This window comes from Shewanella loihica PV-4 (assembly GCF_000016065.1).
GTDB classification, from domain to species: Bacteria; Pseudomonadota; Gammaproteobacteria; order Enterobacterales; family Shewanellaceae; genus Shewanella; species Shewanella loihica.
In genome coordinates this window covers 3,808,906-3,830,730 of sequence record NC_009092.1, presented here as the reverse complement: position 1 = coordinate 3,830,730, position 21,825 = coordinate 3,808,906, and the positions used below count along the sequence as shown (strand labels likewise).

16 protein-coding genes are annotated in these 21,825 nt (G+C 57.6%); 3 read left to right on the top strand and 13 right to left on the bottom strand.

The features are described from left to right. Nucleotides 1–504: 504 nt before the first annotated feature. From SHEW_RS16620 to SHEW_RS16585, 8 genes are all read right to left on the bottom strand, one after another. A complete protein-coding gene (locus tag SHEW_RS16620) occupies nucleotides 505–999 on the bottom strand; it encodes a P-loop nucleotide/nucleoside kinase family protein (protein ID WP_011867008.1) in 495 nt (164 codons plus the stop codon). Nucleotides 1,000–1,068: 69 nt separating this feature from the next. Beyond that, nucleotides 1,069–1,665: a glutathione S-transferase family protein gene (locus SHEW_RS16615; protein WP_011867007.1), complete on the bottom strand. Its 597-nt coding sequence runs from the start codon at nucleotides 1,663–1,665 to the stop codon at nucleotides 1,069–1,071. A gap of 52 nt (nucleotides 1,666–1,717) precedes the next feature. Further along, on the bottom strand, nucleotides 1,718–2,005 hold the full coding sequence (locus tag SHEW_RS16610) for a hypothetical protein (RefSeq protein ID WP_011867006.1): 288 nt from the start codon (nucleotides 2,003–2,005) through the stop codon (nucleotides 1,718–1,720). Nucleotides 2,006–2,534: 529 nt separating this feature from the next. Then, complete coding sequence (locus SHEW_RS16605) at nucleotides 2,535–2,957, bottom strand: nitrate reductase cytochrome c-type subunit (RefSeq protein WP_011867005.1); 423 nt, start codon at nucleotides 2,955–2,957, stop codon at nucleotides 2,535–2,537. Continuing rightward, on the bottom strand, nucleotides 2,954–3,841 hold the full coding sequence (napH, locus tag SHEW_RS16600) for a quinol dehydrogenase ferredoxin subunit NapH (protein ID WP_223294734.1): 888 nt from the start codon (nucleotides 3,839–3,841) through the stop codon (nucleotides 2,954–2,956). Before napH ends, SHEW_RS16605 begins: the two co-directional genes overlap by 4 nt. Nucleotides 3,842–3,849: 8 nt before the next feature. Then, a complete protein-coding gene (gene napG, locus SHEW_RS16595) occupies nucleotides 3,850–4,581 on the bottom strand; it encodes a ferredoxin-type protein NapG (protein ID WP_011867003.1) in 732 nt (243 codons plus the stop codon). A 58-nt stretch (nucleotides 4,582–4,639) separates the two neighbouring features. After that, entirely contained in the window at nucleotides 4,640–7,123 is a 2,484-nt protein-coding gene (napA, locus tag SHEW_RS16590; RefSeq protein ID WP_011867002.1) for a nitrate reductase catalytic subunit NapA, read from the bottom strand. Next, entirely contained in the window at nucleotides 7,120–7,389 is a 270-nt protein-coding gene (locus tag SHEW_RS16585) for a chaperone NapD (RefSeq protein ID WP_011867001.1), read from the bottom strand. The genes napA and SHEW_RS16585 overlap by 4 nt, the downstream gene beginning before the upstream one ends. A 375-nt stretch (nucleotides 7,390–7,764) precedes the next feature. Between SHEW_RS16585 and SHEW_RS16580 the strand changes: the two genes are divergently transcribed. After that, complete coding sequence (locus SHEW_RS16580) at nucleotides 7,765–8,343, top strand: cytochrome b/b6 domain-containing protein (RefSeq protein WP_011867000.1); 579 nt, start codon at nucleotides 7,765–7,767, stop codon at nucleotides 8,341–8,343. 36 nt (nucleotides 8,344–8,379) lie between these two features. Here the strand turns inward: SHEW_RS16580 and SHEW_RS16575 are convergent, their stop codons facing one another. Genes SHEW_RS16575 through SHEW_RS16565 form a run of 3 tightly spaced genes read right to left on the bottom strand, consistent with a single transcriptional unit; the run spans nucleotide 8,380 to nucleotide 12,825 of the window. Continuing rightward, a complete protein-coding gene (locus SHEW_RS16575) occupies nucleotides 8,380–9,582 on the bottom strand; it encodes a lipocalin-like domain-containing protein (RefSeq protein ID WP_223294733.1) in 1,203 nt (400 codons plus the stop codon). Between the two features lie 32 nt (nucleotides 9,583–9,614). Continuing rightward, on the bottom strand, nucleotides 9,615–12,167 hold the full coding sequence (locus tag SHEW_RS16570) for an ABC transporter permease (protein WP_011866998.1): 2,553 nt from the start codon (nucleotides 12,165–12,167) through the stop codon (nucleotides 9,615–9,617). Then, the gene (locus SHEW_RS16565; protein WP_011866997.1) at nucleotides 12,160–12,825 is read right to left on the bottom strand and encodes an ABC transporter ATP-binding protein; all 666 of its coding nucleotides are present in this window, start codon (nucleotides 12,823–12,825) and stop codon (nucleotides 12,160–12,162) included. Before SHEW_RS16565 ends, SHEW_RS16570 begins: the two co-directional genes overlap by 8 nt. 588 nt (nucleotides 12,826–13,413) lie before the next feature. Here SHEW_RS16565 and SHEW_RS16560 point away from each other — a divergent pair. Both SHEW_RS16560 and SHEW_RS16555 read left to right on the top strand, forming a co-directional pair. Continuing rightward, nucleotides 13,414–18,720 (top strand): PAS domain S-box protein, encoded by a 5,307-nt coding sequence (locus SHEW_RS16560; protein WP_011866996.1) that lies wholly within the window; start codon nucleotides 13,414–13,416, stop codon nucleotides 18,718–18,720. 215 nt (nucleotides 18,721–18,935) lie between these two features. Continuing rightward, entirely contained in the window at nucleotides 18,936–19,955 is a 1,020-nt protein-coding gene (locus SHEW_RS16555; protein WP_011866995.1) for a response regulator, read from the top strand. Between the two features lie 127 nt (nucleotides 19,956–20,082). Here the strand turns inward: SHEW_RS16555 and ygfZ are convergent, their stop codons facing one another. Continuing rightward, nucleotides 20,083–21,051, bottom strand: coding sequence for a tRNA-modifying protein YgfZ (gene ygfZ / locus SHEW_RS16550; protein ID WP_011866994.1), 969 nt, complete (start codon nucleotides 21,049–21,051; stop codon nucleotides 20,083–20,085). A 183-nt stretch (nucleotides 21,052–21,234) separates the two neighbouring features. Then, the gene (locus tag SHEW_RS16545) at nucleotides 21,235–21,711 is read right to left on the bottom strand and encodes a DUF3592 domain-containing protein (protein WP_041406729.1); all 477 of its coding nucleotides are present in this window, start codon (nucleotides 21,709–21,711) and stop codon (nucleotides 21,235–21,237) included. Between the last annotated feature and the right edge of the window lie 114 nt (nucleotides 21,712–21,825).

The following is a 21,825-nucleotide window of genomic DNA, read 5'->3' as shown; positions in this document are numbered from 1 at the left end:
GAGTCGAGTAGGCCTAGCTCTGTCCTTGATTGGTTACACATTAGCTATTGGTTAGGTAGCAATCAACAAGTTCTGTCACATGTTTGTACGTTTTTTCTTAAAAAGAATAACTTGTCTCAATGGCACTCAATGAGGCCAAATCGAAGAGACGTTAGATACGAGTGTAAGCACACTTTTGGCTCTCGGCGGCATGGACGCCGCCGTGAAGCCTCCAGGGACGGAACCTCGGCGTGCCAAAAGAGTGCTTGCACAACCCCCGCCGGGCAGGCGTTAGATTGCCATGAAGGTGCGACCTTCAAATCCACTAAGCCAATGATAGCGACGCTCAGTGATACCAATCTAAATAGCGAATACTAACCCTTGAGGTGTTGTCACACATCCCCCGCCGGGCAGGCGACAGCGACAGATTGCAGCGAAGGTACGACCCTCAAATACTTTCAATAAATTAAAATGCAGCCAAATTCGATTAAAGCAAATAAAGGGGGCCACCCTTTTACTTCAAATCTAATCTTCCTTTGCGACCAGCAAAATATTCAGATCCTCATCGTCAGTCGGCGGCTCAAAATATTGCGTCACCTGATGGAACACGGCTTCGTTATCGAAGCGGGCGCGCTCGGGCTGCTCCTGGCGCCGTTTGTCTATTTGAGCCAGGCACTGCTGATCGCTAAGATCCAGATAGATGAGCTGATGCTCGCAAGCTAACTCGCCGCAGAGCGAGAGAAACCACTGCTGCTTTCTGGTATTGGCGGGAAAATCCATCACCACGTTAGTGCCTAGGTTTATCAGGCGGGCCACATGGTTTCTGATGAAGGGCTTGATGAGGCTTGAGTAGTGAATATAGTCATCAAACGACTCAATCTGATTGGGGAAGTGGGCCGCTAACCATTCATCTTCTGACAATAGCTGCGCCCCGTTTTTATTTGCGATGAGCCTCGCCTTGGTCGACTTACCCGCGCCCATCTTGCCGCAGAAAAAGAAGAGTTTTCCCTTATGTGTCATCTATTGTCCCTTATCCGTTTCGGCCATTCTTACATGCTTATGCCACAGCCACACTAGACCACAGCCACATTAGGCCATCGCCACATATTTGGGATGCGCCGCGATGCGCTTAAGCCAGGCTTGAATCGCCGGGTAGTGGGTAAGGTCGAATCCGCCTTCGTGGGCTACATGGGTGTAGCCATACAGAGCGACGTCGGCCGTGGTCAGCTGCTCGCCGGTTAAATAGGGTGTCTCTTGCAGCTGGGCTTCCATTACCGCCAGCGCCTTGTGGCCGCCTTGCTGTTTCGACTCATAGTCGGCGCGGCGATCGTCCGGCAAGCCGAGGTATTTGGCGATAAAGCGTGCCACGGCGATATAGGGTTCATGGCTGTATTGCTCGAAGAACTGCCACTGCTGCACCTTGGCGAGGGCAAAGCGGTCTTGGGGGAGGAGTTCGCTGCCGGCGGCGAGGTAGTTCAAGATGGCGTTGGATTCTGACAGGCAGCGGCCATCATCGAGTTCGAGCAGGGGGATTTTGCCGTTGGGATTCTTGGCCAGAAACTCGCTATTGCCGGTATCGCCCGCGAGAATATCCACATGAATCCATTCATGTTCAATGCCCAGCAGGGCGCACAACAACTTCACCTTGTAGCAGTTACCAGACTGCAGATCGCCGTAGATTTTCACACATACTCCTTATGCCATTCGCGCCTGCTAAACAGACGCTGTTTTGAACTTGCTAATTACAAAGCACCCGAGGGCGGATCATCGCCAGCCGGGTCGCCAGACTCCTGTTCCCGTTTAACCTCTTCTTGTTTGATACGCTGTAGTTTCTTGATCTCACTTGGCGGATGGGAAACAGCGAAATTAAAGGAAACAGCGCCAAGGCGAGGTAGGCCCCGGCGGGCATCCCCTTGGCCCAGCCGATTAACCTCGACAGCCCCCACAGAAGCAGGATAAAGATAAAGCCCGCCAGCAGATAGCATAACAGCGGCTCCCAGCCACCTAATCGCCCTACAAATTCCATTTGCCTAACCTATCAATTCACTGTCTCAATTTAAATGGGTGCGAAGCGGGAAAAATCAACCGGGTTAAATACCCAAGCAAAGACAGCAACAGATGAAGTTAAATCGAAGAGACGTTAGATACAGGTGTAAGCACACTTTTGGCTCTCGGCGGCATGGACGCCGCCGTGAAGCCTCCAGGGACGGAACCTCGGCGTGCCAAAAGAGTGCTTGCACAACCCCCGCCGGGCAGGCGTTAGGTAACAGCGAAGGTGCGACCTTCAAATCTACTAAGCCAATGATAGCGACGCTCAGTGATACCAATCTAAATAGCGAACATTAGTCCTTGAGGTGTTGTCACACATCCCTCGCCGGGCAGGCGTTAGATTGCCATGAAGGTATGAACTGAAACTGACCAAGTAAGTCACAATGCCGCCTACCGTAAATAATCGTGCCCCTATTGCCGCCAGGCAATAAAAAACCACCCATTATCGGGTGGTTTTTTGTTTGCAGCGTCAAATATTCAAGTATGCAAGACCCGAACTTAAACTCCTATTGATTCGAGAAATTATTCTCAACCAACTTCTGCTTGTTTTCCGCCTGTGGCACGTGGCACTGAGTACAGTTGAAATACTCATAGTTGAGCTTGCTGTCGGCCAGGATGTGCGACGAGTGGATCTCCGTCGCCTTCATGCGCTTGGCCTTCTCTGGGCTGTGACAGGTCATGCAGCCATTCTTCTTGATGCTGATCTGATAGTCCGCCTTGTGGGGGATCAGCGGTGGCTGGTGGACGAAGCCACGCTCGATGGCCTGACCCTTCTTAGGATAGGTTGGCATCTCGTCGGCCGCGCGAACCGCGGTGATCTCGCCTTTTCCGAGTGAACTGATGTTCACGGGTTCGGCCGCAGGTTTGCTTTGCTGACCGGAACAGGCACCTAGCGCCATCAGCGCGACTAAAGTGAGTACTTTTTTCATTGGTTGTTCTCCGCCTTTAGGGCAATTCGATTTTGATACTGGAAAACGCGTTGGGCGCAAACATCGATACATCGGCCGCACTGGGTGCAATCGCTGTCGACTATCATGGGATTGTCGCCCTTGAGGGCGGGCTTCAACACCTGCCGCTCTGGGCAGACCTCGAAACAATCCATGCAGTTGTCGCATGCACTGGCATTGACCGCAGATACCTTGACCGGGCTCGCTTTGCCCAGCAGGGCAAACAGGGCGCCTGTGGGACACAGGTGACCACACCAGGCCCGTTCACTGATGAAGAGATCCAGCAAGAAGATCATCGCCAGTATCCACAGGCCGCTACCGGCGCCAAACAGTAGGGCGCGATAGAGGATAGGCACTGGGTTGACCCATTCCCACACAGTGATCCCTGTGACCAGGGGCAGTAACAGCACCAGGGCCAGCAGGTAGTAGCGCAGGTTTCTAGGCATCTCGGCGGTGCGGGGCAGACGTAGCTTGCGCCTTAGCCAGCTCGCAGCATCGGTGACCAGGTTGACCGGGCAGACCCAGCTGCAGAACACTCGTCCACCCGCAAGCAGGTAGAAGAGGGCGATCAGCAGCGCGCCGACAAGCAGCGCGGTCTCGGGTAGGTGTCCCGTCATCAGCACTTGCAGGGTCACAAGGGGATCTGACAGCGGGATAGTGCCCAGCAGCTCGCTGGAGGAGAGATTACCTTTGAGTACCCAGAGCCCCATCCAGGGGCCGATGGCAAAGGTGAGCAGCACACACAGCTGACTGGCACGGCGCAGGAACAGGAACTTGTGGGCGCGCCACCAGCCCAGTTCGTCTATCGCCGCCTGAGCGAAACGTGTCTGAGCCGCACCTGGCGTCTTCATCTTCGTATTACTCATGCCGTTTGTCATAGTGTGAGCCCCTTGTTTAACATCTCAAGCGTGGTCTCTTCGGTGTTGATATAGGTATCGTGGGTTGCCGTCTTTCCGAGCGCGATATGGGCAGGCAATACCTTAATGGCCGCCTCTTCCAACACGCAGGCATGTTCACACTTGCCACAGCCGGTACAGGTGTCGCTGTTGACCGTGGGCAGGAACATGGCGTGGTGGTCGCTGCGTTGGTTGTGCTGCCGCTCGAGCGTGATGGCGTTGTCGATCAAGGGGCAGATGCGGTAACAGACGTCACAGCGCAGGCCCTTGAAGTTGAGGCAGTTTTTCTCGTCGATCAGTACCGCTATCCCCATCTTGGCCTCGTCGATATTGGTCAAGGCGTGATCCAGCGACCCAGAGGGGCAGGCTTTCACACAGGGGATATCTTCGCACATCTCACAGGGCACAGTGCGCGCCGTGAAATAGGGCGTGCCCGTCGGCGCACCCTCAAACCAGCGCGCCAGTTTCAGGGTGTCGTAGGGGCAGGCCTGTACGCAGAGTCCGCAGCGTACACAGGCCGACAAGAAATCTTGCTCATCTAACGCGCCAGGCGGTCGAATCGCCATAGGATCAAGGTGCGAGGATTGCTTGGCAACCCCACTGACGCCCAATCCCAAGAGGCCCATGGCGCAGCCCGCCTTAGCCGTAGTGGCTAAGAACTGGCGGCGGTTGACCCCCTTGGCTTTGCTATTGCGATTGACCTGGCTCATATCTAGCTCTTTATATCTGATGTTTGACTCAAGCGATTAAAGGGTTCGATGAACCGCTTTAGGCTTTCATCACTTTTACCGGACACTTCTTGAAATCCGTCTCTTTCGAGAGGGGATCTGTGGCGTCCAGTAACAACTTGTTGACCAGTTGGCGCGCGTCGAAGAATGGCATAAATACCACGCCTCGTGGCGGTTTGTTCCGGCCTTTGGTTTCAACACGTGTCTTGACTTCACCGCGAGGCGAGGCCACGACCACTTCATCACCACGCTTAAGACCACGGGCCTTGGCGTCGTCCGGATGCATGAAGATTTGTGCATCTGGGTAGGCGCGGTACAGCTCGGGTACGCGGGCGGTCATAGACCCTGTATGCCAATGCTCGAGCACGCGGCCCGTCGACATCCAGAGATCGTATTCTGCGTTAGGCTCTTCCGCGGCAGGCTCGTAAGGCAGGGCGAAGATCACCGCCTTACCGTCTGGCTTACCATAGAAATTATAGCCTTCGCCGGCTTTGACATAGGGGTCGCTACCTTCGACGAAGCGGCGCAGCGTCTCCTTGCCTTCGACCACAGGCCAGCGCAGGCCGCGGGTCTCATGGTAGGTGTCGAAGTCGGCTAAGTCGTGGGCATGGCCGCGACCAAACTGGGCGTACTCTTCGAAGATACCCTTCTGCAGGTAGAAGCCGAAGGCTTCCGACTCGTCGTTCAGCTCGCCCTTGCAGTCTGAGGTGGGGAACTTGTTGATCACTCCGTTGGCAAACAGCACATCAAAGAGCGTCTTGTCGGCGTATTCAGGCTTCTTGGCCACCAGCTCGGCGGGCCAGACTTCTGACACCTTGAAGCGCTTAGAGAACTCCACCAGCTGCCACAGATCTGACTTGGCGCCTTCGGGTGCCTTCACCTGCTGGTGCCACATATGGGTGCGGCGCTCGGCGTTACCATAGGCACCTTCCTTCTCGACCCACATGGCGGTCGGCAGGATCAGGTCGGCGGCCATGGCGGTAACCGTTGGGTAAGGATCCGAGACCACGATGAAGTTGTCTGGGTTACGGAAGCCAGGGTAGATCTCATCGTTGATGTTAGGACCGGCCTGCATGTTGTTGGTACACATGGTCCAGTAACAGTTGAGCTTGCCATCTTTGAGCATACGGCTCTGCAGCACGGCGTGGAAGCCGGGCTTAGGCGGGATCGTGCCTTCCGGCAGCTGCCACAGCTTCTCGGTGACGGCTCTGTGCTTAGGATTGGCCACAACCATGTCGGCCGGTAGACGGTGGGCGAAGGTACCCACTTCACGGGCGGTACCACAGGCTGATGGTTGACCCGTCAGCGAGAATGGGCTGTTACCTGGGGTGGCGATCTTACCTGTCAGCAGGTGGATGTTGTAGAGCATGTTGTTGGCCCACACACCACGTACGTGCTGGTTGATGCCCATGGTCCAAAGGCTCATGATCTTCACGCTTGGATCGGCGTAAGCCTTGGCCAGAGTCTCGAGTTTTTCAGGCTCGACGCCACTCATCTTGGCGGCATATTCCAGGGTATAGGTGCTGACGAACTTGGCGTACTCGTCGAAGCTGATGGCGGTCGACTTGCCGTTGCCTGGGTTCTTGGCCTTCTTCTCCAGCGGATGGTCTGGACGCAGTCCATAGCCGATATCTGTGGTGCCCAGGGCAAACTTAGTATGCTTGCTGACGAACTCTTTGTTTACCGCGCCATTCTGTATGATGTAGTTGGCGATGAAGTTGAGGATCACCAGATCAGACTGAGGGCGGAACACCATAGGGTTGTCGGCGAGATCGAAGCTGCGGTTCTCGAAAGTCGACAGCACATGCACGCGGCTGTTCGGCTTGCTTAGGCGGCTGTCTGACAGGCGTGCCCACAGGATCGGGTGCATCTCGGCCATGTTGGCGCCCCAGAGCACAAACTGATCGGCGGCTTCTAAGTCATCGTAACAGCCCATGGGCTCGTCGATACCGAAGGTACGCATAAAGCCACCCACGGCAGAGGCCATACAGTGGCGGGCGTTTGGATCTATGTTGTTGGTGAGGAAACCAGCCTTGTGTAGCTTAGAGGCGGCGTAGCCTTCCCATACTGTCCACTGGCCAGAGCCGAACATGCCGACGGCGGTTGGGCCCTTGGTCTTGAGGGTGTTTTTCCACTTCTCGGCCATGGTGTCGAAGGCCTTGTCCCAGCTGACCGGGGTGAACTCACCCTCTTTGTCATACTGGCCGTCCTTCATGCGCAGCAGCGGCGTGGTAAGACGGTCTTTACCGTACATGATTTTCGACAGGAAGTAGCCCTTAATACAGTTAAGGCCCTTGTTGACCGGACTTTCTGGATCGCCCTTGGTGGCAACGACTTTGCCGTTATTGGTGCCGACCAAAACGCTACAGCCCACGCCGCAGAAACGGCAGGGGGCCTTATCCCACTTGATGTTGTCATTCTGCTCAGCGGCTTCAACGATCTTCACTGGCAGAGTGACGCCAACCGTGGTCGCAGCGGCAACTGCGGCGTTGGCTTTTAGAAACTCGCGACGGCTAATGCTCATGGTGTTTCCTCACTCTTTTCTTCTATTGGTTCAACTTGGTGATAGACAAGACTGCTTGATAACACCCCGCTAAGGGCGTTGATGGCTTCGACGTTATCGAGGATCGCACCTTGGGTGGCCCCCTCCAGGGTAATGATGAACTTACCCTCGTCGGTGACGGCGTGAATATCGGCACCCGCAAGGGCGTTGATATCCTCTGTAACTTTTGCGACCTGGCCGGGGGCGGCGTGTACCACCAGGCTGGTCACATGATATTCCTGTGTCATGGGTTAACCCTTCTGTGGCGGCCTTGCTTCCCGGGATATTGGCGATATTTAGGGACTTGGCCGCATTAGGATAGGATTCAGTCTAATCCTTGCTTTTGATAGGGGTATACCTCTTGAGAGGTAACTGGAGCTTTTGTAGATCGAGATCAAAGTTTTTCGTGTGACCTGCCTCTCAGTTCGAAATTTAAACAGTTTTTAGGGCTGGACAACTTAGGTTTTTAAACACCTTAACAGTCGTTAATTTGCTCAATTTGGCATCGGGGCGTATAACCAAAAGAGGGGCGAAGGTGATATCTGCCCCTGCGGCGAAAACCCAAGCTTAGTTGGGCTGGCGCTAATTTAGTGATTTGGGTTTTGCCCGGGAGGGAGCTTGCTATGACACAGGAAAATATGCGGGAGATCCCCGTATGGGATCTGTTTATTCGTCTGTTTCACTGGTCCTTGGTGCTGCTGTTTACCCTGACTTATCTCACCGAGGGTGAGGATGAATGGATGCTGGTGCACAGCTACGGCGGCTATATCATCTTAGGTATATTGGCGCTACGTATTATCTGGGGGCTGGTGGGAACTCGATATGCCAGATTCAGCAGTTTTGTCAGACCTCCGGCCCAGGCGATGGAGTATCTTAAGCAGCTCTTCGCCGGCAGGGCTAAAGACTATCTGGGACATAATCCTGCCGGCGGCCTGATGATAGTGGCGCTGATCGTCTGCGTCTCGCTGACGGCGCTGACCGGCATGGCGCTCTACGCCACCACAGGCCATGGCCCGTTGGCCGCCACCTTTGTGGCCACCTGGCCCGATGGGGCGCTGGAGGAGGTGCATGAGTTTTTCGCCAACTTTAGCCTGACGCTGATTGTGGTGCATATCGCCGGGGTGATTGTCGGCAGCCTGGCCCACAGGGAGAATCTGGTGCGGGCCATGTGGACCGGCAAGAAGCGCAGGCCGCTGCCTTAGTCAGATTTTCCCCTTTTCGCTAGGGCGCACTTAGAGCTAGTAGCCGGTCAGCTCCATATAGCCTTGGCCTCGATGGGAGCCACTTACCTGTATTGGGCCCTCCCAGTAACGCACGCTCAGCGGCATCAGGCTGTCTGGATTGAGGGGCGAGATGTTGAGGTTCAACTGCTCGCCGGGAATGGCTATCTGCCAGGCGATGGGGTAGTTGGCCCCGTCTATCTTCTGCCACTCAGTCGCTTTCATCCTGATGCCACTGCTCGCTATGTTGCGGCCGCTGCCGTCGGCGAACATGCGCCGTGCACTGAAAAAGGGCCTGTCTTGGGAACTGAGCGGCTGTGATCTGAGCTGAAACAGCATCAGAGTAGAGGCATCGTCGAGGCGCAGGGCGAACCAGTCCCAGCCCTGCTGCTGACGGGTGAGAAACTGCGAGCTCCACTCCCTGTCCAGCCAACCCTGCCCGCTGACGCTGTGAACCTTGCCATTTAGGGTGACACTGCCGGTGATCGCGATGAAGGGCTGACTGTAGTAGTAGGAGGCCACCTCGCCATCCGCGCTCTTGATGCTGTAGCCCTCATCCCCCTGTCGCTGATACGGCGCGCGGCTACTCAGCGTTAACTGATAGCTAAAGTCGTCGCTGTTAACCGTTAGTGTCGCCGGAAACAGATCGTCTCCTTCGCTCTGCCAGCGCCAGTCATCCAGGGCTATGCTGAGCGGTGAGGCTTTTGTCCCCGCCAGCTTGGGATGGGCCCTGGACCAGCGCTCGCTTGCCTTATGGATCTCGCTGGTGGTGACCGCGCTGTGGGCCATGTAGAGCTGCTTGGTTGCCCAAGATGTTTCTGGCTTTAGTTTCTCTGGCTTTGGTTTCTCTGGCTTTAGTTTCTCTGGTTTTGGCGTTTCTGAAGTCGGCGACTCTTTTGTGCCAGGAGACTCTGGTGACTCGAGTGCACTAGGAGAGAGTGCGATGCGAAATTGGGTCCATTGCAGCCCAAGCGGTTCGCCCGTGTCTGTGGTGAGGTTGGCGGTGAGATACCACCACTCCTGCCGGAAGTCGTCGTGGGCCAGATGATCTTTAGGAAAGCTAAGTGGTTTCCCCGGGATCACCTTGGTGTAGCCGCTTTGCTCTGCGTCTGTGTCTGTTCCTTCTCCTGAGCCCATGAGATCCCCCATGCCTTTCGACTCCGGTTTGGGCGCGTCGCAGCCCAGTAGCATAAGGCTAGGTAGCAAGAGGGTCGTTAGCATTAGCGCGATCATTCCAAGGTGTTGCCGGCGCGTCATATGACCTCCCGTTGCAGGCTCGACACCAGGGGGCGTCTGGTTTGTTGATAGAGGGGGAAGGCGAGTGCCAGCGTGCTGGCCAGCAGCGCCAGCCCTACCAGCTCGAGGTAGGCGAGCCAGTCCCACACCATGGCGATGGTCCAGCCGAAGGCCTGCAGGGTCACCTTATGGATCAGCAGGTACCCCAGCAGGGCGCCCGTCGGCAGGGCAACCAGACAGGTGAGTAGCACCATGAGCAGCATCTGGCCAACTACCAGCCACACCAGCTGACGACGATTGACCCCCAGGGCGTAGAGGCGCGCGATAGGCGCCAGGCGCGCCTGGGTCAACATATAACAGGCGCTGAACAGGCCGATGGCGGCCACCATCAGGGTCAGGCTGTTAAGCACCTGGGTGATGGAGAAGGTGCGCTTGAACATGGTGATGGCCTGGGCCTTGATCTTCTCCTGGCTGTAGACCAGCGCGTCTGGCAGTTGGAAGCGCGTCTGGATCTGCTGGCTAAACCGGGTCACGTCAGTGCTCAGGGTGAGGGCCAGACTCAAGGGCGTCTCGCCAAGATTAGCCCTGCGCCACAGAGATGGCGGGATGATCACCTCGCCGTAGGGATTTCCGTAGTCATAATAGATGGCACCTATGGTGAGTTCGGTCTCGCCCAGGGCCGCAATACGTATCTTATCCCCCAGCTGCTTACCCTGCTTGATGGCGAAGGGCTCGCTGATCAGGGCGAGTGGCTTAGTCTCGGGATCGGCCGAGAAAAAATCTCGCCACAGATCCGGCTTCGCCTGCTTGATGATGGTGGTGTGCTCGATGGAGTAGGGATCCCGGGTCAGCAGGAAGATGGGCGTCTGTTGGTAGTGACTCTTGAGCAGCCATTGCTTGTAGAGGCCGGTCACCTCGGGGGCCTGGCTCAGCATCTTCTCCACCTCGGCCATCTGGCTGGCGGGTGGGCGCAGGTAGAGCTGTGCATGCAGCCTGGCATCCAGCCACTGCTTGAGGGTGATCTCGAAGCTCCCCACCAGGCTGTTCATGGCGATATTGGCGGTAAGCGCCAGCAGCATAGCCATCATGGCGAGCGACAGCGGCGCCAGCAGCTCACGGGTCTCGCTGATCTGATAGCCGATAAGCCCCTTGGGGCTGATTTTCTGTAGCAGGCCGATGAGCTGCCTGAGCAGATAGGGCAGGGCCAGAGGGATGGCGATCACCACCAGACCCAGCAGCGTCATGGTGAATCGATAGTCTTGGCTGAGCGGCATCAGGATAAGGGTCATGATGCCCAGCAGGCAGGCCAATAGCATGAGGCGATTCTGCGCCAGCTGGCTGCTGCGCTGCTGACTGAGCTGGCCGCTGCTCTGGGCGAGGGGCTGATTGAGCAGCTCCCTCAACAGGGATCCGCAGGCCAGCAGGGCGGCGATCAGGGTCAGCAGGCTAGCCTGGGCTAGCCATTGCCAGCGCCAGCTTCCCGGCAGTATGTTAGCGCCATAGAGCTGCTCCAGGGTGACAGACACCATAGGCTGCAACCAAAAGCTCAGCTGTAGCCCGAGGATGAAGCCGATGAGTGAGCCCAACAGCACCAGCAGGGTGAGCTCCAGCCCCAGCGCGAACATGATGGCGGCGCGGCGCACGCCCTGTTGCTGCAGCTGGATGATCAGCCGCTTACGTTTGAGCAGGCTGTAGCGCACGCCGTTATAGGCGATAAACAGGCCGACGATAAAGGCCAGCAGGCTCATGGCGGTGAGGTTGAGATGAAAGCTGTTGGTGAGGGCCTTCATCGCCTCGCCGTTATCGCTCTCTACCAGCTCGCCCCGGCCGGTGAGTAAGGATGTAAGAAGCTGCTGTTGATGCTCGCCGGGCGGGTCAAACAGGGCGATGTAGCTGAGCTCGCCCGGCTTGCCCAGTAGCTGCTGGGCCAGGGAGATATCCATCAGTAGGCGATCGCCTAGCTGGTAACTCTCATCGACCGCCATCACCTTCAGACGCATGTCGTTGAGGCTGAGCCAGGGCTCTTGCAGTCGTTTTGCGTTGGCCTCACTCATCACCACAATTGGCTCGCCCGCCAGCATGGCCGCCAAGGGTAGGGGGCCGCTCATGGGGATCTTGCTATCTGATGGCTCGACTGTTTGCGGCCTGTCGCTATTACTTGGCGTTATAGCAGAGAGGGCGGCGATAAGATCGCTGCCGGTGACTTGCCAGCGGTGCTGGGCGCTATCCAGGGCCGAGCCTTGAAGCACCGCCAGGCTGTGGTGGAACCCCTGGGTTCGCAAGTCAAAATAGAGGGAATCAGAGAGTGCCTTACCCGGCAACGGGGTGACAAGATTGCTGGCCTGGCCACTCAGCAGCTCGCTGGCCTGGCCATAGCTGTCGATGGCGCTCTCGTTGGTGGCCCTGACGCCGGTCAGCAGGGTGACCGCCAGCACTATGCCGATCAGTATCGCTCCGGCCTGCAGCGGCGCCTTCTTATAGTGGGCGGCGAATACCCTGAGGGTAAGACGGGTGGCGCGCAGCAGCGCCTTTACGCCGCCCGCCTGACTGTTAACAACTAGGCTACTCATGCACCCGACCAAGATCCAGGTGCCAGCGGCGCTGCATGAAGGCGGCGCACTCCATGGAGTGGGTCACCATTAAGATGCTGGTGTCGTGCTCGGCGGCCAAGTCGCAGATAAGCGCCATCACCTCCAGGCTAGTGGTCTGATCCAGGTTGCCCGTGGGTTCGTCCGCCAGCAATAATGCTGGCTTGTGGGCCAGGGCCCGGGCGATGGCCACCCTTTGCTGTTGACCGCCAGACAAGGCCTCCACGTGACGCTTGAGCAGGGGCCTTAGCCCGAGTGCGTCGACCAGGTGATCGCACCAGGCGTTCCAGCCGTCTCCCTGCAGATGCAGGGGAAAGGCGATGTTGTCTTCGACATTGAGCGGGGTGAGCAGGTTAAATTGCTGGAAGACGACGCCTAGTTGGTGGTGTCTGAACTGGCTCCAGCGGCTGTCGTCCCAGGTTCGGGTATCTTGGGTTAATAGGGTGAGGGCGCCACTGCTGGGGCGCTCGAATCCTGCGATGATATTGAGTAGCGTGCTCTTGCCGCTTCCGCTCGGGCCGGTGAGGGCAACCGTCTCGCCGAGGGCGAGCTCTAGGTCGAGCCTGTCCAGCACAAGATGAAACTTATCGCCGTCGTTAAAGCCCTTTGAGATCTCGCTCAGGGTCGCGACACTCGTCATTGCCTGTCCTTATTCTTTGATCGCCCAAGCGCTGAAGTTGGCTTGCGGCAGGCTTTCCTTTAAAGGCATTGTTCATTGAAGCCACAGCCCATTAAATCAATAGCCCATTAAATCAATAGCCCAGTAAACCCATTGATAACCCTATCGATAGCAGATTGCAACTGCCAACCAGCCCCTAAACACAGGGTTATACTTATTACTTACGTAGCGTCTCGAGCAAAGGATCTATGGTGGTGAAACCTCGTGCACTTGATGTTGGATTTTCACTTTCAGATGGCGGCTCAGGGGCTGGTGAAAAGCGGCTTATTTTTCACCTGTTTAATCGAGTGTTCGACCAAAGGTAAAGATCGCGCTAACTGGTTGATTGTCGATGGGCAAGGTGATTTAATGAGCAAGTATTTTTCTGGTTCATCATGAAGTTAGCAAGTTTTCACTATTTGAAGAGCAGAGTCTTTCGTGTCGGAAAACGGCCCCAGGCAGACACGGAAGTGGGTGAGCTTACCCGTTACTTAGTCAGTCATGAAACTGGCGCTGAGTGGGTGAGCCGTGGCAGGCCTGCGCGCCGCTAAGCCGATTGCACTGTGGAATATGGACATGAGCAGACTTCGTACCTTTCGTAGCCGGATAATCGTACAGATTGCCTTACCCCTTATCGCCATCATGGCCATGGTATTGAGCCTGATCGCCTGGTTTAACTACCGGGCCGAAGAGAGCTACCTCTATGGCGATCTCGAGAAGCAGGCCGAGATGGTGGCCAGCAGGGTGCATCATTTTCTCTCCTTCGCCGAGGAGGATACCCGTACCTTTGCCGATCTCTTAGGCCAGATGAGTCGCGATCAGCTGGTCCATCAAGATGGTGAGCTCAAGGCATTGCTGACCCGGCGCCTGGAGCGCCAGAGCGATTTCTATGCCAGCGCCATCGCCTTTCGCCCCAGCCTGACACCTAATCAACAGCCCTATGCCCCCTATGTCTACCGGGATCAGGACGGGGTGAAGTTCCTGGATATCGGCGCCGACAGCTATGACTACACCGACGGCCAATGGGCCTGGTGGAGCGAGGCGATAGACAAGCCCCAGGGCTACTGGTCGCTGCCCTATTTCGACGAGGGCGCCGGTAACATCTTGATGATCACCTTCTCCCACCCCTTCGGCCCCTCGAGTCCCTATTGGGGCGTGGTGACTGTGGATCTGGCCCTGGACGCCCTGCCAGCTATGGCGGGGATCGATGCCGATCGCATGCTGGTATTGGATGACAAGGGGCGGCTGATCTACCACAAGGATGCGCAGCTGCTGATGTCTCAGGGCACAGATAAGTGGCTCGCCCCATCAAATGACAACGGCGACTTCATCACCCTACTCCAGTCGGCCAAATCCGGGAACAGCCGCATGTTGGCCGCCGATGGTCAGGCCTATCTCGCCAGCGTAGGCGTGGTGCCTAAGCTCAACTGGCGGGTGGTGATCATGACCCAGGAGGACAAGCTCTCCCATCAGCTCTACATGGGGCTCTCCTCCCTAGTGCTGACCCTGCTGCTTATCTCTGCCGTGCTTTACCTGACGGGTTATCTCACCGCCAGACGCCTGTCACTGCCCATCGAGCGCCTAGCCGCCGGCATAGTGGCCTTCGGCGCCGGTAAGACCAAACATATCGAAGGCACCCGGGGCGCGGTGACCGAGGTGGAGACCCTAACGGACAAGTTTAACGAGCTGGCCGAGGTGCTGGCCCAGCGCGAGCAAGCGCTGCTGGATTCACGCGGTAACCGTTTCGCCAAGCTGATCGATGGCATGAGCGACAAGTCCTTCTACTGCTCGCTGGAGCCCGATGGTCAGATAGCCCAGGTTTCTGCGGGTGTCGAGAAGGTGCTGGGGGTCAGCCCGGATCTGCTCAAGCGTAAATATCAGCGGATGTTCTCCGACAACCCCATCAACGAGGCGAACTGGGAGTACATGGACAGCGCCCTGCAGGGCAATAGTGTGCCGCCCCATCAGGTGGAGATGATCGCCGCCAACGGCAGTGTGCGTCGCCTGGATCTCTTCATGCAGCCGCTATTGTCGGACAACGGCGAGCTGCTTTCCATCGAGATGCTGTTTAACGATGTGACCGAACAGTTCTCGGCGGCGGCGTGGTCCAACGCCGTGCTGGAATCGGCGCCCGAGGCTATGTTGATCGTCGACGAGCAGGGCCAAGTCGTCTTCAGCAACAGTCGCTGCCAGCAGCTGTTTGGCTATGATGCCCAGCAGATGCTGGCGCTGAATGTCGACCAGCTGGTGCCCGATAGCGTCAAGCATCATGAGGCCCTAAGAGCCAAGTTTATCGGCGAAGGGGTGGATCGTCGCATGGGCCTGGGGCTGGGTAAGACGCTCAAGGCAAAGAAGGCCGACGGCAGCCTGTTTCCGGTGGAGATTAGCCTGGGGCTGCTACCCGCCGACAGCGACGGTTTGCGCCAGGTGGCGGCCTCGATACGGGACATGACAGAAGAGTTGGCTACCGCCAAGCGGATCAAGGACAGCGAGAGTCGTTTCCGTGGCCTGGTGGGCAATATTCCCGGCGCCGTCTACCGTACCCGATTGGGCGAGCAGTGGGTGATGGAGTATGTCAGCGACAACATCGCCGAGATCACCGGCTATCCCGCCGCCGACTTTATCGAGAACAAGAAACGGGTCTTTGCCAGCCTGATCCTGGAGGCGGACAGGGAAGCCACCGACACGGCGATCAACAAGGGGATCGCCGAGCAGCAGAGCTTCGAAGTGCAATACCGTATTCAGCACAGGGATGGCAGCCTACGCTGGGTGCACGAGAAGGGCAAGGCCAGCTATGACGATGAGGGCAACGCCCTCTGGTTCGATGGCAGCATACAGGATGTCACCCAGAGCAAACTGGCCCAAGAGAAGATTGCCCAGTCCCAGCAGCAGCTGGAGACGATCACTGAGTCGATTCCCAACACCGTCTATCAGCTGCGTTGGATAGCCAACGATCAGCGCTACTTCACCTTCCTCTCCCGCGCCTGCATCACCACCCTGGGCTTCCACCGGGATCAGCTGCTGGCGAACTTCGACCTGGTGGCCGACTGCATCATAGAGTCGGAGCGGGCCCGCATCATTCGCGCCCTCTCCGGCGAGAGCGCCTCTGGGCTCAAGTGGATCGAAGAGTTTCGCTACCAACACCCCACCGGCGAGCAGCGCTGGCTACAAGCGGGGGCCAGGGGCGACCGTCAGGACGATGGCAGCATAGTCTGGAACGGTTACCTGATGGATATCAGCGAGCGCAAGCAGATGGACAGGGAGCTGGCCAAGCGCGAGGCGCACTTCAGGGCCCTGTTCGATAACGCGGGTATCGGCATAGTCAATGTCGACGATCGCGGCGTTATCTTAGATTGCAACGAGCAGTTCAGCCAATACCTGCAGCTGCCGATCGAGCGTCTCAAGGGCAGTCTCTTCTTCGATTATCAGGATCCTGAGCAGGGGCTCGAGGCTAAGAACAGCTTTAAACACCTGATGGGCGACGGCGCCGACAGCGTCAAGTTGGAGATCCGCCTGCTCAACCAAGCTGGCGAGGCCAGGTGGATGGACGTCAACATGACAGGCCTGTCCGACAAGCAGGGGGAATATCGCTCCGCCGTGCTCTCCATGGCGGATATCAGCTCCCTCAAGCTGCTCTCCGAGGAGCTGACCCAGGCCAAGGATGTGGCCGACGCCGCCAGCAAGGCCAAGAGCGACTTCCTGGCGAACATGTCCCACGAGATCCGCACGCCGATGAACGCCATTATCGGCATGTCGCAGCTGTGTCTACAGACCAGTTTGGATAAGAAGCAGCAGAACTATGTGGAGAAGATCGACCGCGCCTCCAAGTCGCTGCTGGGGATCATCAACGACATCCTGGACTTCTCCAAGATAGAGGCGGGCAAGCTGGATATCGAGGCAGTGCCTTTCCAGCTCGACACTATGCTGGAAGATCTCAGCGACATGTTTTCGGTCAAGGCCGCCGACAAGCAGCTCGAGCTGCTGTTTGCCGTGGCGCCTAACATTCCCCGCCACTTAGTGGGAGATCCGCTGCGACTCAGTCAGGTGTTGATCAATTTGATGAACAACGCCATCAAGTTTACCGAGCAGGGCGAGGTGATGCTGTCGATCAGCCAACTGGTGCGCGAGGATGAGGAGATACTGCTCAAGTTCAGCGTGCGCGATAACGGCATAGGCCTCACCGAGGAGCAGCGCGGCAAGCTGTTCCAGTCCTTTAGCCAGGCCGACAGCTCCACCACCCGCAAGTATGGCGGCACCGGCCTTGGGCTGGCGATCTGTAAGCAGCTGGTGGAACTCATGGGCGGCGAGATCGGCGTCGAGAGTCAGTTCGGCAACGGCAGCACCTTCTTCTTCAGCGTGCGCTTCAAGGTCGCCGACAATCAGCTGATCAAGGTGGCCCAGGAGCTGGAAGGAATGCGGATTCTGGTGGCCGACGACAACGCCACCGCCCGGGATATTCTGCGCAGCACTCTCGAAAGCATGGGCTTTACCGTGGATACGGTGCGCAGCGGTGCCGAGGCGCTGAGTCGCTGTCAGGAGACCGACTATGGGGTGGCGCTGATCGACTGGCGCATGCCTGAGATGGACGGCCTGGAGACGGCGCGGCGGTTGCTGAGCGAGCGCACTAACCCGCCCAAGACGCTGATCGTCTCGGCCCATGCCGACGGTGATTTTATCGACAAGGCGGAGCAGGCGGAGATCTCGGGTTATATCACTAAGCCGATCAGCGCCTCGCGCCTGCTGGACGGCATCATGTCGGCCCTGGGCAAGCAAGGCGCTATGCCGGTGCGGCGCAAGGGCAGTGAGGTAAGTCCTGCCCTGCTGGCGCAGCTCAAGGGCAAGCGCATCCTGTTGGTGGAAGACAACGAGATGAACCAGGAAGTGGCCAGCGAGTTTCTCGAGCAGGTGGGGGTGATCCTCTCGATCGCCGAGAATGGTCAGGTGGCGCTGGAGAAGCTGGCCATGCAGAGCTTCGATCTGGTGCTGATGGATTGTCAGATGCCGGTAATGGATGGCTATCAGGCCACCGCCGAGCTGCGTAAGCGTCCCGAGTTGGCAGACCTGCCGGTGATCGCCATGACGGCCAACGCCATGGCCGGGGATAAGGAGATGTGCCTGCGCGCCGGTATGAACGACCATATCGCCAAGCCTATCGAGGTGTCGCTGCTCTATAAGACGCTGCTGGAATACCTGGGGGATGACAGTCAGGTCATAGAGGAGACCAGCACTGAGCAGACTGATCAACACAGTCAGGATGCCTATTGGCCACAGCACCCGGCGCTGGATATCGATAAGGGGCTGCAGCTGGTGCAGAACTCGGCGCGTCTCTACCGGCGGATATTCGAGCGTTTCTATACGGGTCAGTCCCGCTGCGCGGAGCTTATCGCCACCGCACAGCGTGAGGGCAAGCAGGAGGAGGCGGTGCGTTACGCCCACACCCTCAAAGGGGTGGCCGGTAACCTCTGCTGCCCCGAGCTGGTGGCCCTGGCCAAGCAGGTGGAGCAGACTCTCAGCGATTCGATCGAGGCCGATGTGACTGAGGCGCTGACTCAGATGGGCGAGCTGTTAGACAGCCTGTGCACCACCATAGGTGACTGGCTCAGTCAGACCGGGGCCGAGACGCTGCCGCAAGAAGATGGCGCCGAGGCGGGGGCGACTGCCGATGCGCCTCCCATGTCGGCCCAGGAGCTGGATGCCGCCATTAAGGAGCTGCTCAAGATGCTGGAGGAGGCGGACGCCGAGGCGGTGGAGAAGCTACAGGCGATCCGCGATCGTCTGCCAACCTCGCTGGCCAACAAGATTGCGCCCGTGCTCAACATGGTGAACGCCTATCAGTTTGACGAGGCGATCGAGCTGGTGGAGGAGATCTTTAGCTAGGCTTTACGAATTGGCTAGGCTTTACGCATGGCTAGGCTTTAAGCAGTGACTAAGTGTGAGTGAGCTGGCTGATCGTGATAGTCGTTTGGGGCGTATGACAAAGCAGGGTAGCAAGATTTGGCCGCGCGCCGCCTCGGCGGATAGCGGGGCCTTAGGCGTGAAGGAACTATACTCAAACAGCTGAGTATCACAGGGTGCAACTGGAGAAGGGATTGATGGAGAAAGCCACGGTATTGGTTGTGGACGATACCCCGGAGAATATCGATATCTTAGTGGGTATTCTTGGGGATGAGTATAAGGTGAAGGTGGCGATCGACGGGCCTAAGGCGCTGGCGATCGCAGGCAAGAGCGCGCCTGACATCATCTTGCTCGACGTGATGATGCCGGGCATGAATGGCTATGAGGTGTGTAAGCGGCTCAAGCAAGAGCCTTTGACGGCGCACATTCCGGTGATCTTCGTCACCGCCCTGACCGACGTGGCCGACGAGACCCAAGGGTTCGAGCTGGGGGCGGTGGACTATATCACCAAGCCGGTCAGTGCCCCCGTGGTTAAGGCGAGGGTGAAGACTCATCTGTCGCTGTACGATCAGAAACGCCTGCTGGAGCAGGAGGTGAAGGCCAGGACCCGTGAGCTGGAGGTGACCCGGCTCGAGATCATTCGCCGCCTGGGCCGCGCCGCCGAGTATAAGGACAACGAGACCGGGATGCATGTTATCCGCATGAGCCACTACGCCCGTCTGCTGGCCCGCGAGGCCGGGATGTCGGAACATTTCTGTGAGCTTATCTATAACGCCTCGCCCATGCACGACATCGGCAAGATAGGCACGCCGGACGCTATTTTGAAGAAGCCCGCCAAGTTAGACGATGAGGAGTGGCGAGAGATGCAGCGTCACGCCGAGATAGGCGCCGAGATCATCGGCGAGCATCCGGATCCCATGCTGGAGATGGCGCGGCGCATAGCCCTGACCCACCATGAGAAATGGGATGGCTCGGGCTATCCTAAGGGGCTGAGCGGCGAAGAGATCCCCATCGAGGGGCGCATAGTGGCCATTGCCGATGTGTTCGATGCCCTGACCTCGATTCGTCCCTACAAACAGGCCTGGAGCGTGGAGGATACCCTGGCGCTGATCGATCGCGAGGCGGGTAAGCATTTCGACCCCGAGCTGGTGAGCCATTTCAAGGCGATCGTCGATGAGGCGGTCAAGATCCGCGACAGCCATCAGGATAAGGAGTGATCAGTAGTCAGTTGCACTGAGCACTAGGCTCTGAGCATTAAGCACTGAGCATTAGGCACTGAGTGATTGATAATAGGAAAGTGCATTAAAAAAGGCGCCATTGGCGCCTTTTTGGTGAAATCAGATCTTACTCTTCATCCAGGGAGTAGGGCAGTGGTGCTAGGGTGAGAACTGATGCCTCATCGCCCGCCACTCTCAGCTGAGCCGTTAACGGCGTATCGTTGGGCAACACGGCGCTCAGCAGCAGCTGACCGTCACGCTGCACGGCTTCCAAAATGGTGCCGGCGCGGCGATAACCTTCATCATCTTCCAGTTTCATCTCGAGCTGGCTGTCGTCATCGATCGTCACACTGGCGGAGCCCTGGACGATATAGAGGGCGCGCTTGTTGCCGCCGCGATACTTCATGCGGGCCACGGTCTCCTGACCCATGTAGCAGCCCTTGGTGAAGCTGATGCCATCGACCGCCTGCACGTTGCACATCTGCGGCACAAATTGGCTCTGATGACGGGCATAGAGGTTGGGCAGACCGGCGGCGATCTCGATCGCCTGCCAGGCGCTGAAATCATAGATGGGCTGGTCAATCTTGGCCAGCAGCTCAGCCTGCGTATCGCACTTGACGGCAATGATGTAGCGTTCGCCGTCTCTTAGGATGACGCCGCCTGGGATCTCGGTGAGCTCGGCTGCGATCTCGCCGAAGGCCTGGGCTATCCAGGCAAGGGCCTGCTCGCCGCTGACGCCAAATAAACACCAGTCGTCGCTGGCATCGACCAGTTCTGCCTTGCTGAACACGGCATATTTCTGTAGCTGCGGCAGGTCGAGCGCCAGGGTCTCTCTTGGCATCATCATCAGCAGGGCATCTTGATGGGCGAAGGTTCTGAAGCTTGCTAGCATCTTGCCCTTAGGATCGCAGTGGGCGCCCCAGCGCCACTGATCTGCTTCCAGGGAGGTGATATCTGTGGTCACCTGACCGTGGATGAAAGTCCGTGCCTGCTCGCCGGTTACAGAGATAAGGCCGAGATGGGAGAGTTGGCTGAAAACGATGGCGGGTTGCGCCTCATTGAGGGGCCACTGAGGTTGAGAAACGGTAAGCGTCATATCATGTTCCTGGGCGAATGGGCAGATTTGGGGTTGCCCGGCTAAGGGCTCATTATCATCAATATAGGGGCGCGGGGAAAAATTTAAAGGGGCCAGGGGAGGAATCTTTCAAATGATGCAGGCCAATCTTTAAAATTATGATCCTTAAATGCTTTTGGTATGGCACGCCAAACTGATTCGCGATTAACGGTGCCGCGAGCTTCTCAGGCTCCACAGGCCAAACAGGACAATCGCCAGCCCAAGGATAATATCGCCAAGCTGCTCGAGCTTAACGCCCCTAATCAGTCGCGACTGGCGTGGATCGTCCGGGTCGAGATACACGGGGACCCACTGGCCGATGCCATAGGGCACCAGACGCACCTCGGCGTCTTCCCGGGTGCGATCGCCGCTGTAATCTGGATAGAGTAACTCGCCACGGTGTTTTATCCCCTGCCAGATATATTCATAGCCGACTTGGGCCAGGTAGAAGTCGGTGCCGTGACGGGCGCCGCTGGGGCGAAACCGGCCGATATGATTGGTCAGCACCTTGGCCTGAGTCTCCTGCCAGCCGTAGCTGAGCAGGCTCTGGTAGCTGTTAAGTCCGCCGCGGATAGCGAGCGCCGCCCCAAACAGTATCAGCGCCGTGATCACCAGTGAGACTAACACGCGTTGCTTATCCATGATTGCTCGATTTCCGTTTATGAGTCCAAGATGAGCCCAAGTTGCAGGGCCGCCGACTGTGCGCATCATATCCTATGTATTGCTTGAGGTGCCAGATTCTGCCGAGTGGTCGAG

Excerpts from the sequence above, each read along its gene's own strand:
- SHEW_RS16560 (WP_011866996.1), top strand. The coding sequence starts at position 13,414 with ATGGACATGAGCAGACTTCGTACCTTTCGTAGCCGGATAATCGTACAG.
- SHEW_RS16585 (WP_011867001.1), bottom strand. The coding sequence starts at position 7,389 with ATGACACAGGAATATCATGTGACCAGCCTGGTGGTACACGCCGCCCCC.
- ygfZ (WP_011866994.1), bottom strand. The coding sequence starts at position 21,051 with ATGACGCTTACCGTTTCTCAACCTCAGTGGCCCCTCAATGAGGCGCAA.
- napG (WP_011867003.1), bottom strand. The coding sequence starts at position 4,581 with ATGAGCCAGGTCAATCGCAATAGCAAAGCCAAGGGGGTCAACCGCCGC.
- SHEW_RS16620 (WP_011867008.1), bottom strand. The coding sequence starts at position 999 with ATGACACATAAGGGAAAACTCTTCTTTTTCTGCGGCAAGATGGGCGCG.
- SHEW_RS16555 (WP_011866995.1), top strand. The coding sequence starts at position 18,936 with ATGGAGAAAGCCACGGTATTGGTTGTGGACGATACCCCGGAGAATATC.
- SHEW_RS16580 (WP_011867000.1), top strand. The coding sequence starts at position 7,765 with ATGACACAGGAAAATATGCGGGAGATCCCCGTATGGGATCTGTTTATT.
- SHEW_RS16570 (WP_011866998.1), bottom strand. The coding sequence starts at position 12,167 with ATGAGTAGCCTAGTTGTTAACAGTCAGGCGGGCGGCGTAAAGGCGCTG.
- napH (WP_223294734.1), bottom strand. The coding sequence starts at position 3,841 with ATGAGTAATACGAAGATGAAGACGCCAGGTGCGGCTCAGACACGTTTC.
- SHEW_RS16565 (WP_011866997.1), bottom strand. The coding sequence starts at position 12,825 with ATGACGAGTGTCGCGACCCTGAGCGAGATCTCAAAGGGCTTTAACGAC.
- napA (WP_011867002.1), bottom strand. The coding sequence starts at position 7,123 with ATGAGCATTAGCCGTCGCGAGTTTCTAAAAGCCAACGCCGCAGTTGCC.
- SHEW_RS16575 (WP_223294733.1), bottom strand. The coding sequence starts at position 9,582 with ATGCTAACGACCCTCTTGCTACCTAGCCTTATGCTACTGGGCTGCGAC.
- SHEW_RS16545 (WP_041406729.1), bottom strand. The coding sequence starts at position 21,711 with ATGGATAAGCAACGCGTGTTAGTCTCACTGGTGATCACGGCGCTGATA.
- SHEW_RS16610 (WP_011867006.1), bottom strand. The coding sequence starts at position 2,005 with ATGGAATTTGTAGGGCGATTAGGTGGCTGGGAGCCGCTGTTATGCTAT.
- SHEW_RS16605 (WP_011867005.1), bottom strand. The coding sequence starts at position 2,957 with ATGAAAAAAGTACTCACTTTAGTCGCGCTGATGGCGCTAGGTGCCTGT.